Genomic DNA, 14678 nt, shown 5'->3' on the forward strand with positions numbered 1-14678 from the left:
CTCACCGGCGACAACTCGAAGTTACCTTTCAGTACATATCCGTACGTATGTACCGGACCGTTACAAGTCGGTACCCGTTTCGGGCTCACCCGACACACTCCGACTCGATTCGGCACCCGGTCAATCTACAGTGCCGACCGCGGAGAGATCGTCGGTCGTCACGCCGTCATGTCGAAAGCGGCGATCACCTTGTTCGGCGTCACCCGAACGATCAATTCGCCCGGAACACCGTTCCTGGTGCCGAACTCCTCGGCGCGCTCGCGGCCCATGTACCGTGCCGCGATCTCGGTTGCGGTGCGAACCAGCTCCGCCGGATCCTCGTCGACCGATGCGACGCCCTGCACCTGAACGAAACCGTACGGTGGCTGCTCGAGATCGACGGTCAGGACCACGCGGGGGTCTCGGCGAATCGACTTGCCCTTGGCCGTGTCTGCACCAGTGTTGAACACGATCTGATCGCCCTCGACGAGGAACCAGATGGGTGCCACCAGGGGCCTACCGTCGGAGGCGAGGTACCCGAGCTTCCCGGTGCGGGTCCCCGCGGAGAGAAACTCACGTACGCGCGGATCGGTGATCGACGTCATCGCAGTTACGCTACGCGGCCACACCGACAACATCGATCACCTCGTGCGCGTTTTGCGTCCCTCCGGGTGAGCACGACCGGATGCGGCTACCCCGCCGCTGCGTGGGTGAGGGCACCTGCACAGATCGTCGCCCTGATCTCGGTTTCTGCGAGATCGTGCACCGTCCGATGCTCGGGATGCTCGACGAGCACGACGATGTCCGCCGCGTCCCCGACTCCGAGGGCCCGGCGACCGCCACACGCCGCCTGCAGTGCGGCGTCGAGGGGCATTGCTTCATCGAGGTGCCATGGCGGTCGCTCGTCGTCGGTTCGGAACACCGCAGCGGCGACTCCGGCCAACGGTTCGGGTGGACTGACCGGGGCATCGGAGCCGAAGAGCAGTCTCGCCCCGCTTCGATGGAGTGTTCCGTAGCCGTAGGCCACCGAGCGCCGTCCGGACCACAGGTGCTCGGCTATGTCGCGATCGGACATCGCGTGCTGCGGCTGCACCGATGCTGCGACACCCAGTGCGGCAAAACGTTCGATGTCTTCCGGCAGTATCTGCTGCGCATGTTCGATTCGACCACCGCAGCCGGCCCGCTCGAACGCATCGAGTGCGATGCTGTTGGCGCGGTCGCCGATCGCATGGATCGCCGGCACGATGCCGCTGCGCGACGCCCGTGAGACGAGCTCGAACAGACTCTCCCGGGTCTCGAGCAACAGACCGTAGGCGTCGTCCCCGTCGATGCCCGGGTAGCGGTCGTGGCAGCACGCCGTTCTGGTGTTGAGCGAACCGTCGAGCATCACCTTGAGCGGTCCGCGCCTGATCAGTTCCGAGAGCGCCGAGACGTCGCCGGTCCGCTCGCCGCGTTCGATCGCTTCGTCGAGCCACTGCGGCCATACCGTCGTATCGACGCGTACCGCGGGAGATCCGGCCGACAGGCGTCGATCCCAGACCGTCCTGTTGTCCGCGAACTCGAAATCGACGACGCCGGTGACTCCGCGGACCGCCAGTGCAGCGGTGGCGTCGAGTACGGCCCGATCGAGCTCCGCCGGGTCTTCCTGTTCCTCGAGTGCCATGACCGCTTCGAGGCCGTCGACATCGCGGAGCACCCCGGTGGGGTGATCGATTCCCAGATCTGCGAGCAACGCCGGGCTCAGCCACAGCGTGTGCAGGTCCATGCTCGTCATGGCCACGCGGGCACCTGGCAGTGCGCTCTCGAGCAGATCCTTGTGCGGCTCCTCGGGCCACTGCGCGTCCCGGAAGCCGTTGGCGCGCACCACCGAATCGCCTGCTGTCCGCGCGTAGGGATATACCAGCGCGACGGCATCGGCCGCCGACATCGCCGGCCCGACATCGATACGCCGACGCGCCGCCGCCCATTGAGTCAGGTGCACGTGAGAGTCGACGAACCCGGGCAGGGCAACCCCACCTCCACCGTCGAGCACTTCGACGCCGGTTCTGCGTGGACTGCCGGCGGGGGCGATCGACGAGACGACCGAGCCGACGACTTCGATGTCGAAGAGCACGCCGGAACCATCCAGTGCGACGTTGGCGATAATCACTCCTGGGACTCTAGAGCGTCGCCATGGTAGGCGCGCATGCCATCCTCTAGCGATGAAAACAGAGCCTGGTGCGATGCAGACAGAGCCGACCGGTCCCGTCGGATATCACGCGACCGTCACGGTGCGCTGGTCGGACATGGATGCATTTGCGCACATCAATCACGCCCGGATGGTCACCTTGCTCGAAGAGGCGCGTATCGAGTGGCTGCTCAGTGAGGGCGAGGCGAACGAGAGCTTGATCAAGAGTGCGTTGATCGCGAATGTGACCGTCGCGTACAAGAAACCGCTCCGGCACTCGGACGGTCCGCTCGATGTCACACTCTGGTTCGAGAAGGTGCGAGCCGTCGACTTCACCATCGGGTACGAGGTGCGGGCAGCAGGCGCGGCTCCGGATTCGCCGCCGGCGGTGGTGGCGACCACCCGGATGGCGATGGTCGACGTCGGTGCCGAGACCTTGCGCCGCATCGCGCCGGAAGAGAAGGCCTATCTCGCCCGCTGGACTCGCTGATACTCGGCCGCCCGGTCGACGAACCACGCCAACGCAGCCGGATCGTCGACGGCGCCGGCCTCGAGAGTGCTTGTCGCCGCGGCACCTTGGAAGAGTCGCTTGAGCGGCACCTCGAGCTTCTTCCCGGTTCGCGTGTGCGGAATCGACGGCACCGCGATGACGTCGTCGGGAACGTGTCGCGGCGACGCCTGCGTTCTGATGACCGTCTCGATGCGTGCGCGCAGTTCGTCGGTGAGACCGTCCGGGGCCACCACGAACAAGGGCATCCAGTAACCACCGTCCGACAGCTCGATACCGAGAACGAGCGCCTCGGTGATCTGCTCCAGTGACTCCACGGCCTGGTAGATGTCGGCGCTCCCCATTCGAATACCGTTGCGGTTCAGCGTCGAATCGGATCGACCGTGCACGAGAACGCTCCCGTGATCGCTGATGGTGATCCAATCGCCGTGACGCCAGATTCCCGGGTATATGTCGAAATAGGCGTCGCGGTAGCGAGTTCCGTCGGCGTCGTTCCAGAAGTACAGCGGCATCGACGGCATGGGCTCGGTGACGACCAGTTCACCGACCGTCCCCCGCACCGAGTTGCCGGCTTCGTCGAAGGCATCGAGCGCAACGCCGAGGAACGGCACCGACAGCTCTCCGGCCCAGACCGGCGCTGTCCGCACTCCCCCGGCGAATGCCGAGACGACGTCGGTACCACCCGAGATGGAGAAGACCGGTATGTGCGCACCGATGCTCTCCGACAACCAGATCGAGGAGGATGCCGGCATCGCGGAGCCGGTGATCCCGACTGCTCGCAGAGCCGACAGGTCGTGGTCGGTGCCGGGATGCGTGTCGGCCTTGATGCACGAGAGCACGTAGCCGGGACTCGTACCCAGGTAGGTCACTCCCAGCCTGGCTGCGATGTCCCACAGCGCATCCGGCGTGGGGAACGACGGATTTCCGTCGGCACACACGATCGTGGCACCGGTCAGCAGGCCGGCGATCTGGAAGTTCCACATCATCCAGCTCGGGCTGGTGTACCAGAAGAAGACATCCTCGGGTCCCAGATCGGAATGCAGAGCAACAGATTTGAGGTGCTCGAGCACCACACCACCGTGACCGTGCACGATTCCCTTGGGTAGACCTGTGGTGCCGGACGAGAACACGACCCACAGTGGGTGATCGAACGGGACGGCCACCGGTACCAGTTTCCGGCTCTCGGCGGTGGCGTCGGACCAACTCTGCGCCGTTCCCGACGGTTCGCCGATCATCACCACGGCCCGCAGTGTCGGAAGGCCTTCGACGAGAACATCGACATCGGCGGCCTTGTCTCGAACCTTCCCTCCGTAGGTGTACCCGGCGGCGGTGATCAGTGCCGTTGGTTCGAGTTGTCCCAGACGATCGAGAGCTGCCGAGGCCGAGTAGTCCTGCCCGCAAGCAGACCACACCGCACCCAGGCTTGCAGTCGCCACGAAGGCGATCACTGCCTCCGGGACGTTCGGCAGATACCCGACGACGCGATCGCCGCGCCGAACTCCCTTGTCGGCGAGCGTCCCCGCGAGCGCACCCGCCTGCTCGATCATCTCCGCCCATGTCACGGTCCGGACCGAACCGTCCTCGCGAGCATGGACGATGGCCGCGCGATCGGGGCGAGTATGCCTGATGACCTGGTCCACGTAGTTCAGCTCGGTTCCTGGAAACCACTGCGCGCCCGGCATTTCGCGTTCACCCAGCACGATGGTCGGCTCGTCGGCCGAGCGGATCTCGAAGAAGTCCCACACTGCTCGCCAGAACAGTTCCAGCTCGGTCGTCGACCAACGCCACAGCGCCGGGTAGTCCGGTAGAAGCACATGGTGGCGTTGCTCGACGAACCGCGCGAACGCGGTCACCCGAGCCTCGGCGAGATCGGAATCCGTCGGCGTCCACAGCGCACAGTCCATGCATGCGAGTATGTCAGCCGGGCGATCGTCGTCAGATCAATCCGAGCGACCGTTCACGCATTTCCACCTTGCGTACCTTGCCGGTGACCGTCATCGGGAACTCGTCGACGACGTGCACGTATCGGGGAATCTTGTAGTGCGCGAGCCGGCCATCACAGAACGCGCGCACCGTATCCGAATCGAGCGGCGCGGCATCGTCTCTCATCCTGATCCACACCATGAGCTCCTCGCCGTACTTCTGATCGGGAACACCGATGACCTGTGCGTCGAGGATGTCGGGATGGGTGTAGAGGAACTCCTCGACTTCGCGGGGATAAATGTTCTCGCCGCCGCGAATCACCATGTCCTTGATCCGTCCGGTGATGGCCACGTAGCCGTCTTCGTCCATCACACCGATGTCGCCGGTGTGCATCCATCCCTCGGCGTCGATGGCTTCGGCGGTATTCTCCGGCTGCTCCCAATAGCCCAGCATCACCGAGTAGCCGCGCGTGCACAGTTCGCCCGCCTCCCCCCGTGGCAAGGTGCTGCCGTCCATCGGGTCGACGATCTTGACTTCGAGATGCGGACCCACACGACCGACGGTGGACACCCGCTGTTCGATGGAGTCGTCGCTTCGAGTCTGCAGCGACACCGGGGACGTCTCGGTCATGCCGTAGCAGATCGACACCTCCGTCATCCCCATGCGCTCGATCACCTGCTTCATCACCTCGGTGGGGCACGGCGAACCAGCCATGATTCCGGTACGGAGACTGCTCAGATCGAACTCGTCGAAGTTCTCGAGTGCCAGTTCGGCGATGAACATCGTCGGCACGCCGTAGAGCGACGTGCACTTCTCCGATTCCACGGCGGTGAGAGTCGCGACCGGATCGAAGGAGGGTCCGGGAATCACCATTGCCGAGCCGTGCGAGGTACACGCCAGATTGCCCATCACCATGCCGAAGCAGTGATAGAACGGCACCGGAATACACACCCGGTCCTCGGCGGTGTAGTGGCAGAGCTCGCCGACGAAGAATCCGTTGTTGAGGATGTTCCGGTGACTCAGCGTCGCTCCCTTCGGGAAACCCGTCGTCCCCGAGGTGTATTGAATGTTGATCGCGTCATCGGCACGGAGGTGCTCGGACACGTCGGTGATCATGTGCGGAGTCTTCGCCAATGCTCGATGCCCACGATCGGTCATCGCTTCCCATTGAATGCTGCCGATGAACAGAACCTCACGCAGCGACGGCACCTCGGGTCTCGCCTTCTCGATCATCGCTGCATAGTCCGAGCCCTTGAACTCCTTGGCCGACAACAACACCGAAACCCCGGCCTGCTTCAGGACGAACTGCAGCTCGTGTGACCGATACGCAGGGTTGATGTTGACCAGCACCGCCCCGATCTTCGCTGTCGCGTACTGCGCCAGAACCCATTCGGGACAGTTGGGTGCCCATATACCCACTCGGTCACCCGTCGCGACACCGGCCACCAGTAGTCCGGCCGCCAAGAGATCGACGTCGGCGACGAACTCCGAATAGGTCCACCGTCGCCCGGTGGGCACGTCGATCAACGCGTCACGCTCGGAGAACGTCGCCGCGGTTCGATCCAGATTCGCGCCGATCGTCTCGTCGAGAACCGCGGTGTCCGACGCACCGGAAGAATAACTGTCCATGCATCCACGGTAGTGACCGCCGTCACGCGCAGCCACCCCCGAATAGGGGGATGTCACTCCAGCGTGAGGGCTTCGGTCGCCTCGAGTACATCGGCCCGTGAGGTGTCCTTGAGCGCCACTCCGGACCGCCCGAGCTTTCTTGCCCCGGCCAGGAGGCCCGCTACTATTCGCGCCGACTGGGCATACCCCTGCCCCTCGGGCGGATGGATGTTCGAGATGCAATTGCGATCGGCATCCGTGCAGCCGGGCTTCGGTAGATGCGTCAGGTAGATGCCGAGACTGTCCGCGACCGACAAGCCCGGGCGCTCCCCGATCAGGACCAGTACCGTCCGCACACCCATCGCTGCGGCGATGTGATCGCCCAGCGCCACCCGCGCCTCGGTCGCGATCACCGGGGCCGCTATCGAATACCGATCGGCCAGTTCGGCTTTCAACGCCTCCAGCATCGGCACACCGTGATCGGCGAGTGCGCGGGGGGACAACCCGTCGCCCAACACAATTCCGATCTCGTCCTCCGAATGCGCAACCGCCGACAGATCCTTCGGTTGCCGACCGAGATCGGGCCGTCGTAGATACTCCGCACGACTGGTCGCCAACGACGTCACCGCTGCAGGCGCACCGAGACCCACCTGCTCTACCCGACTCACGAATTCCTCGACATCGAGCGGCATGTGTACCGCATCCCTCGCAGCAGCGTGCGCCGAGCGAAACTCCAGCACCCGGGTGGTCGGCAGCGAATCACCGATGCGCCCCAGCCCGATTCGGGCCTGCGTCATCGCCCGCATCTCGCCCCAGAACTCTGACTCCGGCCGTTCCGCAGGCACAGCTCCTGATGTCTCTGTCATCGCGCACTCATCAAGGCTCGCAACGGTGATCCCGCGGCATCGACGTCGAGGACCCGGCCGTCGGCGTCCACCATGCCCAGACGCGAGAGCCACGACTCGAATTCCGGCGCGGGTCGCAGACCGAGGACCTGTCGGACGTAGAGCACATCGTGAAAGCTCAGAGACTGATATCCGAGCATGACGTCGTCGGCTCCCGGCACCGCAATGACGAATGCAACTCCGGCCGCACCCAGCAGGGTGAGCAACGTGTCCATGTCGTCCTGATCGGCCTCGGCGTGGTTGGTGTAGCAGACGTCCACGCCCATAGGCAGCCCCAACAGCTTGCCGCAGAAGTGATCTTCGAGCCCCGCCCTGATGATCTGCTTGCCGTCGTACAGGTACTCGGGCCCGATGAATCCGACAACGGTGTTGATCAGCAGTGGCTCCAGATCGCGGGCCACCGCGTACGCCCTCGTTTCCAAGGTCTGTTGATCGACCGGTCGGTCACCGGTGCCGATGTGCGCGCCCGCCGACAACGCCGAGCCCTGACCCGTCTCGAGATACATGACGTTGTTCCCGACGGTTCCGCGGTGCAGCGATCGGCCGGCCTCGTTGGCCTGCCGAAGCAGCGGAATATTCACGCCGAAGCTCGAATTGGCTCCTTCGGTGCCTGCGATGGACTGGAACACCAGATCGACGGGAACGCCCTTGTCGATCAGTTCCATCGTGGTCGTCACGTGCGAGAGCACGCACGATTGCGTGGGAATCTCGAAGCGCTGCCGGATGTCGTCGAGCAGATGCAGCAGGTCGGCTGTGGCCTGAGGTGAGTCGGTCGCGGGGTTGATTCCGATGACCGCATCGCCCGATCCGAGCAGCAATCCGTCGAGCGTGGCCGCCGCGATTCCACGTGGATCGTCCGTCGGGTGATTGGGTTGCAAACGCGTGGTGAGGGTTCCGGGTAGACCTATCGTCGTCCGGAACGCCGACGTCACCTGCACCGCCCGAGACACTGCGATCAGATCCTGATTTCGCATGATCTTGCTGACGGCAGCCACCATCTCGGGCGTCAATCCGGCCGCGACCGAACGCAGTGTCGCTGCCGCGTCGGGCCCCGCGGTCACCTGCAGCAGCCAATCCCGCAGACCTCCTACGGTCAGGTGCGACACGGCACCGAATGCGATGCGATCGTGAGAATCGATGATGAGCCGAGTGACCTCGTCGCTCTCGTACGGAACGAGCAGATCGTGCAGGAAGACATCGAGTGAAACCTCCGACAGAGCCCACTGCGCAGCGGCGCGCTCGGCATCGGATTCGGCTGCGCAACCGGCCAGTTCGTCGCCCGATCGCAGCGGGGTCGCCTTGGCCATCAGGTCCACCAGACCGTCGAACGTGTAGGTGGTGCCCGAGACCTGCTGGGTGTAGATCGTCATTCCAGTTCGGCCTCGGCCTCGGCCAGTGCGGCGAACTCCTCGTCCGGCGAATTCGCGACGAGGTGATGCCTGCTGTAGATGCCGAAGTACGCCATGAACGCCACGAACACGGCCAGACACCACAGTGCCGCAGTGGAATCGACGACGAACGTGGCGACGACGGCGAGAGCCGCGATGACCAATGCGAATCCGGTGGTCACGACGCCCCCGGGAGTTCGGTACGGCCGTTCCATGTTCGGCTCGTTGCGCCGGAGCACGATGTGGCTGACCATCATCAGAACGTAGCTCAGTGCCGCGCCGAACACGGCCATGTTGAGCAACATTCCGCCCTGTCCGGTCAGCGAGAGCAGGAAGCCGATGACGCCGGGCACGATCAGAGCGAGCGTCGGGGCCTTGCGAGAGTTGGTGATGGACAGTGTCTTCGGCAGGTATCCCGCGCGAGAGAGCGCAAAGAGCTGGCGCGAGTACGCGTACATGATCGAGAAGAAGGACGCGACCAATCCGGCCAGGCCGATGTAGTTCACGATCTTGCTCGCCGTTCCGTCACCGAGGGCTTCCACCAACGGGTTTCCCGATTCCTTGACGGAGTCGGCCCCGCCTGCTCCGGTCACCAGAAACAGAACGACGGCACCGGTGACGAGCAGAACACCCATGGCCGCGATGATGCCGCGCGGGACGTTCTTGGTCGGATCCTTTGCCTCCTCCGCGGCCAGTGGCACACCCTCGATGGCAAGGAAGAACCAGATGGCGAACGGCACGGCCGCCCAGATGCCGAGGTAGCCGAACGGGAGGAATCCCGAGGCCCCGGCAGCGTCGGTGGGCGCGATGTCGGTCAGGTTGCTCGCGTCGAACTGACCGATGGCCGCGATGGCGAACACGACGAGTCCGACCAAGGCGATGCCGGTGATGACGAACATGATCTTGAGTGCTTCGCCCGCGCCGGAGAGGTGGATTCCGATGAACACCGCATAGACCACCAGATACACCCACCACCCGTCGGTGATCCCGAACAGTCCGAGCGATTCGACGTAGGCACCGATGAACGTCGCGATCGCGGCCGGCGCGATCGCGTACTCGATGAGAATCGCTGCACCGGTGGCGAATCCGCCCCACGGTCCCATGGCCCGACGGGCGAAGGTGTAACCGCCGCCTGCCGCGGGCAGCGCAGAGGACATCTCTGCCATGCCGAGGACCATGGCGAGGTACATACCCGCGATGATGATCGCTGCGATCAGAAGGCCACCGAAACCGCCCTCGGCGAGACCGAGGTTCCACCCCGAGTAGTCGCCGGAGATCACGTAGCTGACTCCGAGGCCGGCCAGCAGTACCCAGCCCGCGGTCCCCTTCTTCAGGGTGCGCTTGGCAAGGTAGTCACCGCCCTCGACGTGCGACTGTGTGCTCTCGTGCGAGCCGGTTTTCGGATGAGACGACTGGGGGTCTACTACGGACATTGCAAGCCTCTCGTAGCCGTTGCGCTCGGAGCGGGTTCACGCCCGAGGGGACGATTCACAACACGTGTGGCGCGCGAATCGGTTCACGATAGGCCCGTGATGTAAGCGCCGCGTCATCGATGAATGACGGGCGAATTACGCCTGGTGCCCCACAGCGTTGATGTCACCGATGTCGCCCTCGTCCGGTTCGGCGACTGTCAGTACCGCGTCCACCACAGCTCTGTTGGTTTCCAACTCACGCTCCAGCCGCCGGAGCGTGTGCGCGATGCGTGATTCTGCGAAATCACCGACGAGATCCACACTCGCCACCACGTAGATCTGTTTGGGACCGACGAACTCGATGCGAACGAACCGGACCGACGCCACCTCGGGGAGTTGCTCGATTCGCTGCACCACCGCATTCCATAATGCTCTCGATCCCGGTTCACCGGTGAGGAATCGGCGGTTTCGATCGATCAGTACGAACGCGACGATTCCGAGCAGTACTCCCACCAGAATGGACCCGATGGCGTCGAAGGCGGCGTTACCGGTCAGTTGGTGCAATCCGATTCCGGCACCGGCGATCACGATGCCGATCAATGCTGCACTGTCCTCTGCGAACACTGCGCGCAGCGTGGGGTCCGAGGTCTCGAGTGCGTAATCGAGAAAGTCCTTGTCGTATTCGGCCGCTTCACCGCGAATCTGCCGAACCGATTGCAGGAACGAGACTCCCTCGAGCAGAAATGCGATGGCGAGCACCACGTACGCGACGAGGTAGTTCTCACTGCTCGATTCGCCGGCGAGCAACGAGGTGATGCCATGCCACACCGATACCGCGGCACCGGCGACGAAAAGCCCGATGGCTGCGAGTGTCGACCAGAAGTAGGTCTCGCGTCCGTAGCCGAGCGGCCGACGATCGTCCGGCCCGCGTGAGCCCCGACGATTGGCGACGAGCAGGAAGATCTCGTTACCGGTGTCGGCCCACGAGTGCGCGGCTTCGGCGACCATCGACGCCGATCCGGTGAACACTGCGGCGAACGTCTTGGCGATCGCGACGCCGAGGTTGGCGACGAACGCGATCACCACCGTGCGCAGGCTCTCGCCGCCCGCGGCCGCGTCGGATTTCGATGAGCTCTTCATCGTTCGCACTGTATGCGCTGCGCGCAATGGTGCGGTCGAGTGCCGCCTGGGGAACTTAACCGCACCACTGCCGCAGGCACTCAGCCCTGGAGCATCCCTGGGACGGGACACGCGTCGACGGCCTCGGCGACCACCAGTGGATCGTCGGGAACCTCGGGTCGTCGACCTTCTTCCCAGTCGACGCCGACGAGCGGCGGGTGCTCGGCGAGAAGCTCGTTCTCCTCCGGGGTGTACGCGCGCCCTCTACTGAGGAAACGGACCCCCTCGGGCGATTCGAGCGAAAACCCGCCGCCCCGTCCGGGCACCACGTCGAGCACCAGTTGAGTGTGCTTCCAGGCCTGGAACTGAGACCCCGAAATCCACACCGGCACACCGTCGATACCCTCGGGGAGATCCTGCGGAAGCTCGCCCACCCCGAGTCGGAGGTCGATGTACCCCAGGAGGACGTCGCGGTCTCCCACGATGAATTCTCCTACGGGATAACACATCGGCGACGAGCCGTCACAGCATCCGCCGGACTGATGCATCATCAGTTCCCCGTGGATACCGCCGAGGCGACGGAGGAGATCCATCGCCCCGGCGGTGGTCTTCAGCCGCGCGGGCGGCCGAGCATTCTCCATCAGAAGAAGCCCTGTGCCTTCTGCGCGTAACTCACCAACAGGTTCTTCGTCTGCTGGTAGTGGTCGAGCATCATCTTGTGGTTCTCGCGACCGATTCCGGACTGCTTGTAGCCACCGAACGCGGCGTGCGCCGGGTACTGGTGGTACGTGTTGGTCCACACGCGACCGGCCTGAATGTCGCGGCCGGCTCGGTAGGCGATGCCACCGTCGCGCGACCAGACGCCTGCGCCCAGACCGTACAGGGTGTCGTTGGCAATCTCGATGGCGTTGTCGTAGTCGGTGAACGACGTGACCGAGACGACCGGCCCGAAGATCTCTTCCTGGAAGATGCGCATGTTGTTCTTACCGGTGAAGATGGTGGGCTGCATGTAGTAGCCGCCGTTGAGATCGCCGCCGAGTTGTGCGCGCTCGCCGCCGGTGACGACCTGTGCGCCTTCGCCCTTGCCGATCTCGATGTAGGAAAGGATCTTCTCGAGCTGATCGTTCGACGCCTGAGCACCGATCATCGTCTCGGTGTCGAGCGGATCTCCCTGTCGCACAGCCTTGGTGCGGATGGCAGCGAGGGCGAGGAACTCGTCGAATATGTCCGCCTGGATCAGCGAGCGGGACGGGCAGGTGCACACTTCACCCTGGTTGAGGGCGAACATCGTGAAGCCCTCGAGGGCCTTGTCCTGGTAGTCGTCGTTGGCCTGCAGCACGTCGGAGAAGAAGACGTTGGGGCTCTTGCCGCCGAGTTCGAGCGTCACCGGAATCAGGTTCTGCGAGGCGTACTGCATGATCAGGCGGCCGGTGGTGGTCTCGCCGGTGAACGCGATCTTGGAGATACGCGGGCTCGATGCCAGCGGCTTGCCTGCCTCGACACCGAATCCGTTGACGATGTTCAGCACGCCGGCGGGCAGCAGGTCGCCGATGATCGAGATCAGGTGCAGGATCGACGCGGGAGTCTGCTCGGCGGGCTTGAGCACCACGGCATTACCTGCCGCGAGCGCGGGCGCGAGCTTCCACACGGCCATGAGGATCGGGAAGTTCCACGGGATGATCTGCCCGACGACTCCGAGCGGCTCGTGGAAGTGGTAAGCCACTGTGTCGCTGTCGATTTCGGAGAGCGAGCCCTCTTGCGCTCGAATGCAGCCGGCGAAGTACCGGAAGTGATCGATGGCCAACGGGATATCTGCATTGAGGGTTTCGCGGATCGGCTTGCCGTTGTCCCAGGACTCCGCCAGCGCGATGGACTCGAGGTTGTCGGCGATACGGTCGGCGATCTTGTTCAAGATCACCGCGCGCTCGGCAGCCGAGGTCTTGCCCCACGCGGGCGCTGCGGCATGAGCGGCGTCGAGCGCTAGCTCGATGTCCTCGGACGTGGAGCGGGCGACCTCGCAGAAGTTCTCACCGGTGACGGGAGTCGGGTTCTCGAAGTACTGGCCCTTGACAGGCGGTACCCACTCGCCGCCGATCCAGTTGTCGTAGCGCGACTGGAACGACATGACGGAATCGGCGGTACCTGGACGGGCGTAGACGGACATTGAAAATCCTCCTGATCGACACGTGCTTCACAGTTGATGCGGTGTGTGATTCAGGACACTAGGCCGTGCAACGTTGCAAGTACGTTGCCGATATTTCGGACAGGGTCGACGCGGCAGTTGCGTCAGATCCCGAGTTCGCGATCGAGTAGATCGATGCGCGCGCTGACCTGACCGTAGAGCGCGGAATCCCTGCTCAGAGTAGCCCGGTAGGCCTCCCAAGCGATGACGTCCGTGCGCCCGTGGATGGACGAGGTCCACTGCGCCAAGAGCACGGGGTCTCCGAGGCGGAGCAGCGCGGCCTGCATACGAGACCGCAGCTCCTCGCGGATGCTCTCGATGCCGGGCGCGGACGAACCCGGAAGCACCGGGCCGGAGTAGATCCGTAGAGCAGCATCGACGTCGCCGCGGTCCAAGGCCCGTCGGATGTCGCCGACATCGGAGGTCAACTCGCCGACCAAACGGTAGGGCCGCGATGCCAGACCCGCAGTGCCGAAGGTCTTGCGCAGTCTCGACATCTCGGCGCGAATGGTGACGGAGTCGAGTTCCTGCTCGTCGAGCAGCACCGCAAGGTGGTCCGAGCTCAGGCCTTCGGGGTGCTCACCCAAGAGAAGCAAGATCTCGGCGTGTCGCTGGGAGAGCGGTATCCGGCCGGACCCTCGTACCACTCCCGGCCGGCCGGATCCGAGAACTTCGAGACGAGGGGCCGTGCCGCCCAACGATTTCGGCGAGTTCATCAGGTGCAGACGCAACTCGGATTCGGCCGCGGCGACGGTGGCACGCACCAGCGAGAGCACCTCGGGCACCGCCACCCGCGGCCCACCGGTGATGTCGATGGCTCCCAGAATGTGACCGCTGGTGGGGTGGTGCACCGGAGCCGCCGAGCAGCTCCACTCGTGCACCGACCGCGAGAAATGCTCGGACGCGAAGATCTGGACACTGTGGTCGACCGCGAGTGCAGTACCGGGGGCATTGGTGCCCTTGCTCTCCTCGCTCCAGTCGACGCCTTCGGCGAAGTCCATCGCGAGCGCCCGATCCTTCGCCGCGGAATCCCCCTCGACCCACAGCAGGCGTCCCTCCGCATCCGAAATGGCAACGAGCAATCCTGTGTCGGATGCGTCCTCGACCAACAGCTTGCGAATGACCGGGCGGATGATGGCCATCGGATGGCCGTTGCGGTAGCGCTCGAGATCCTGCCCGGTCAGAATCGGAGTTTCGTTTCCACCGTCGGGATCGACACCCTTGGTGCGACTGCGCATCCACGAATCGAGTACGACGGACCGAACCGCCGAACCGTGCGTGCGGATATCGTCGACGAAAGACTGATGAGCACTGGACATTTGGCGCGCCAGAACGGCGACGTCCTCACCCGGGCGCACTGCGACCCAGGGGTTGCCGCCACTGTCCGATCGGCTTGCCATTCGACGCTTCCTCCGTGACCTGTCCACATTGCTGTAACCCAGCTCACAAGCAAGGATACAGCCGTGGCCGACGCGAGCGGTTGGCCC

12 protein-coding genes are annotated in these 14678 nt (G+C 64.3%); 1 reads left to right on the forward strand and 11 read right to left on the reverse strand.

Translation table 11 applies throughout. From position 1 onward, the window contains the following. Positions 1 to 158: 158 nt before the first annotated feature. Together O4220_RS22400 and O4220_RS22405 are read right to left on the reverse strand one after the other, a co-directional pair. Positions 159 to 584: a PPOX class F420-dependent oxidoreductase gene (locus O4220_RS22400; RefSeq protein ID WP_269607690.1), complete on the reverse strand. Its 426-nt coding sequence runs from the start codon at positions 582 to 584 to the stop codon at positions 159 to 161. 86 nt (positions 585 to 670) lie between these two features. Continuing rightward, positions 671 to 2128 carry an amidohydrolase gene (locus O4220_RS22405; RefSeq protein ID WP_269607691.1) on the reverse strand — a complete coding sequence of 486 codons (1458 nt, stop codon included), beginning with the start codon at positions 2126 to 2128 and terminating at the stop codon, positions 671 to 673. Between the two features lie 73 nt (positions 2129 to 2201). Between O4220_RS22405 and O4220_RS22410 the strand changes: the two genes are divergently transcribed. Beyond that, entirely contained in the window at positions 2202 to 2636 is a 435-nt protein-coding gene (locus tag O4220_RS22410; RefSeq protein WP_269607692.1) for an acyl-CoA thioesterase, read from the forward strand. Here O4220_RS22410 and O4220_RS22415 read toward each other — a convergent pair. The 9 genes from O4220_RS22415 to O4220_RS22455 form a co-directional block, all read right to left on the reverse strand. Beyond that, complete coding sequence (locus O4220_RS22415; RefSeq protein ID WP_269607693.1) at positions 2612 to 4558, reverse strand: acetoacetate--CoA ligase; 1947 nt, start codon at positions 4556 to 4558, stop codon at positions 2612 to 2614. The two genes, O4220_RS22410 and O4220_RS22415, sit on opposite strands and share 25 nt — an antisense overlap. A 31-nt stretch (positions 4559 to 4589) precedes the next feature. Further along, positions 4590 to 6206, reverse strand: a complete 1617-nt coding sequence (locus O4220_RS22420; RefSeq protein ID WP_269607694.1) for an AMP-binding protein — start codon at positions 6204 to 6206, stop codon at positions 4590 to 4592. A gap of 53 nt (positions 6207 to 6259) precedes the next feature. Beyond that, a complete protein-coding gene (gene eutC, locus O4220_RS22425; protein ID WP_269607695.1) occupies positions 6260 to 7051 on the reverse strand; it encodes an ethanolamine ammonia-lyase subunit EutC in 792 nt (263 codons plus the stop codon). Further along, positions 7048 to 8460: an ethanolamine ammonia-lyase subunit EutB gene (locus tag O4220_RS22430; protein ID WP_269607696.1), complete on the reverse strand. Its 1413-nt coding sequence runs from the start codon at positions 8458 to 8460 to the stop codon at positions 7048 to 7050. Before O4220_RS22430 ends, eutC begins: the two co-directional genes overlap by 4 nt. After that, on the reverse strand, positions 8457 to 9911 hold the full coding sequence (gene eat / locus O4220_RS22435; protein WP_269607697.1) for an ethanolamine permease: 1455 nt from the start codon (positions 9909 to 9911) through the stop codon (positions 8457 to 8459). Before eat ends, O4220_RS22430 begins: the two co-directional genes overlap by 4 nt. A gap of 135 nt (positions 9912 to 10046) precedes the next feature. Beyond that, the gene (locus O4220_RS22440; RefSeq protein ID WP_269607698.1) at positions 10047 to 11030 is read right to left on the reverse strand and encodes a cation diffusion facilitator family transporter; all 984 of its coding nucleotides are present in this window, start codon (positions 11028 to 11030) and stop codon (positions 10047 to 10049) included. A gap of 80 nt (positions 11031 to 11110) precedes the next feature. After that, positions 11111 to 11650 carry a DUF779 domain-containing protein gene (locus O4220_RS22445; RefSeq protein ID WP_269607699.1) on the reverse strand — a complete coding sequence of 180 codons (540 nt, stop codon included), beginning with the start codon at positions 11648 to 11650 and terminating at the stop codon, positions 11111 to 11113. After that, on the reverse strand, positions 11650 to 13173 hold the full coding sequence (locus O4220_RS22450) for an aldehyde dehydrogenase family protein (protein ID WP_269607700.1): 1524 nt from the start codon (positions 13171 to 13173) through the stop codon (positions 11650 to 11652). The genes O4220_RS22445 and O4220_RS22450 overlap by 1 nt, the downstream gene beginning before the upstream one ends. 122 nt (positions 13174 to 13295) lie before the next feature. Continuing rightward, positions 13296 to 14591, reverse strand: coding sequence for a transcriptional regulator (locus O4220_RS22455; RefSeq protein WP_269607702.1), 1296 nt, complete (start codon positions 14589 to 14591; stop codon positions 13296 to 13298). Between the last annotated feature and the right edge of the window lie 87 nt (positions 14592 to 14678).

Origin of the sequence: Rhodococcus ruber (genome assembly GCF_027270735.1) — a bacterium.
GTDB classification, from domain to species: Bacteria; Actinomycetota; Actinomycetes; order Mycobacteriales; family Mycobacteriaceae; genus Rhodococcoides; species Rhodococcoides rubrum_A.

Coding starts and splice junctions, on each gene's coding strand:
- O4220_RS22400 (WP_269607690.1), bottom strand. CDS start 584: ATGACGTCGATCACCGATCCGCGCGTACGTGAGTTTCTCTCCGCGGGG.
- O4220_RS22410 (WP_269607692.1), top strand. CDS start 2,202: ATGCAGACAGAGCCGACCGGTCCCGTCGGATATCACGCGACCGTCACG.
- O4220_RS22415 (WP_269607693.1), bottom strand. CDS start 4,558: ATGGACTGTGCGCTGTGGACGCCGACGGATTCCGATCTCGCCGAGGCT.
- O4220_RS22420 (WP_269607694.1), bottom strand. CDS start 6,206: ATGGACAGTTATTCTTCCGGTGCGTCGGACACCGCGGTTCTCGACGAG.
- eutC (WP_269607695.1), bottom strand. CDS start 7,051: ATGACAGAGACATCAGGAGCTGTGCCTGCGGAACGGCCGGAGTCAGAG.
- O4220_RS22430 (WP_269607696.1), bottom strand. CDS start 8,460: ATGACGATCTACACCCAGCAGGTCTCGGGCACCACCTACACGTTCGAC.
- eat (WP_269607697.1), bottom strand. CDS start 9,911: ATGTCCGTAGTAGACCCCCAGTCGTCTCATCCGAAAACCGGCTCGCAC.
- O4220_RS22440 (WP_269607698.1), bottom strand. CDS start 11,030: ATGAAGAGCTCATCGAAATCCGACGCGGCCGCGGGCGGCGAGAGCCTG.
- O4220_RS22445 (WP_269607699.1), bottom strand. CDS start 11,650: ATGGAGAATGCTCGGCCGCCCGCGCGGCTGAAGACCACCGCCGGGGCG.
- O4220_RS22450 (WP_269607700.1), bottom strand. CDS start 13,173: ATGTCCGTCTACGCCCGTCCAGGTACCGCCGATTCCGTCATGTCGTTC.
- O4220_RS22455 (WP_269607702.1), bottom strand. CDS start 14,591: ATGGCAAGCCGATCGGACAGTGGCGGCAACCCCTGGGTCGCAGTGCGC.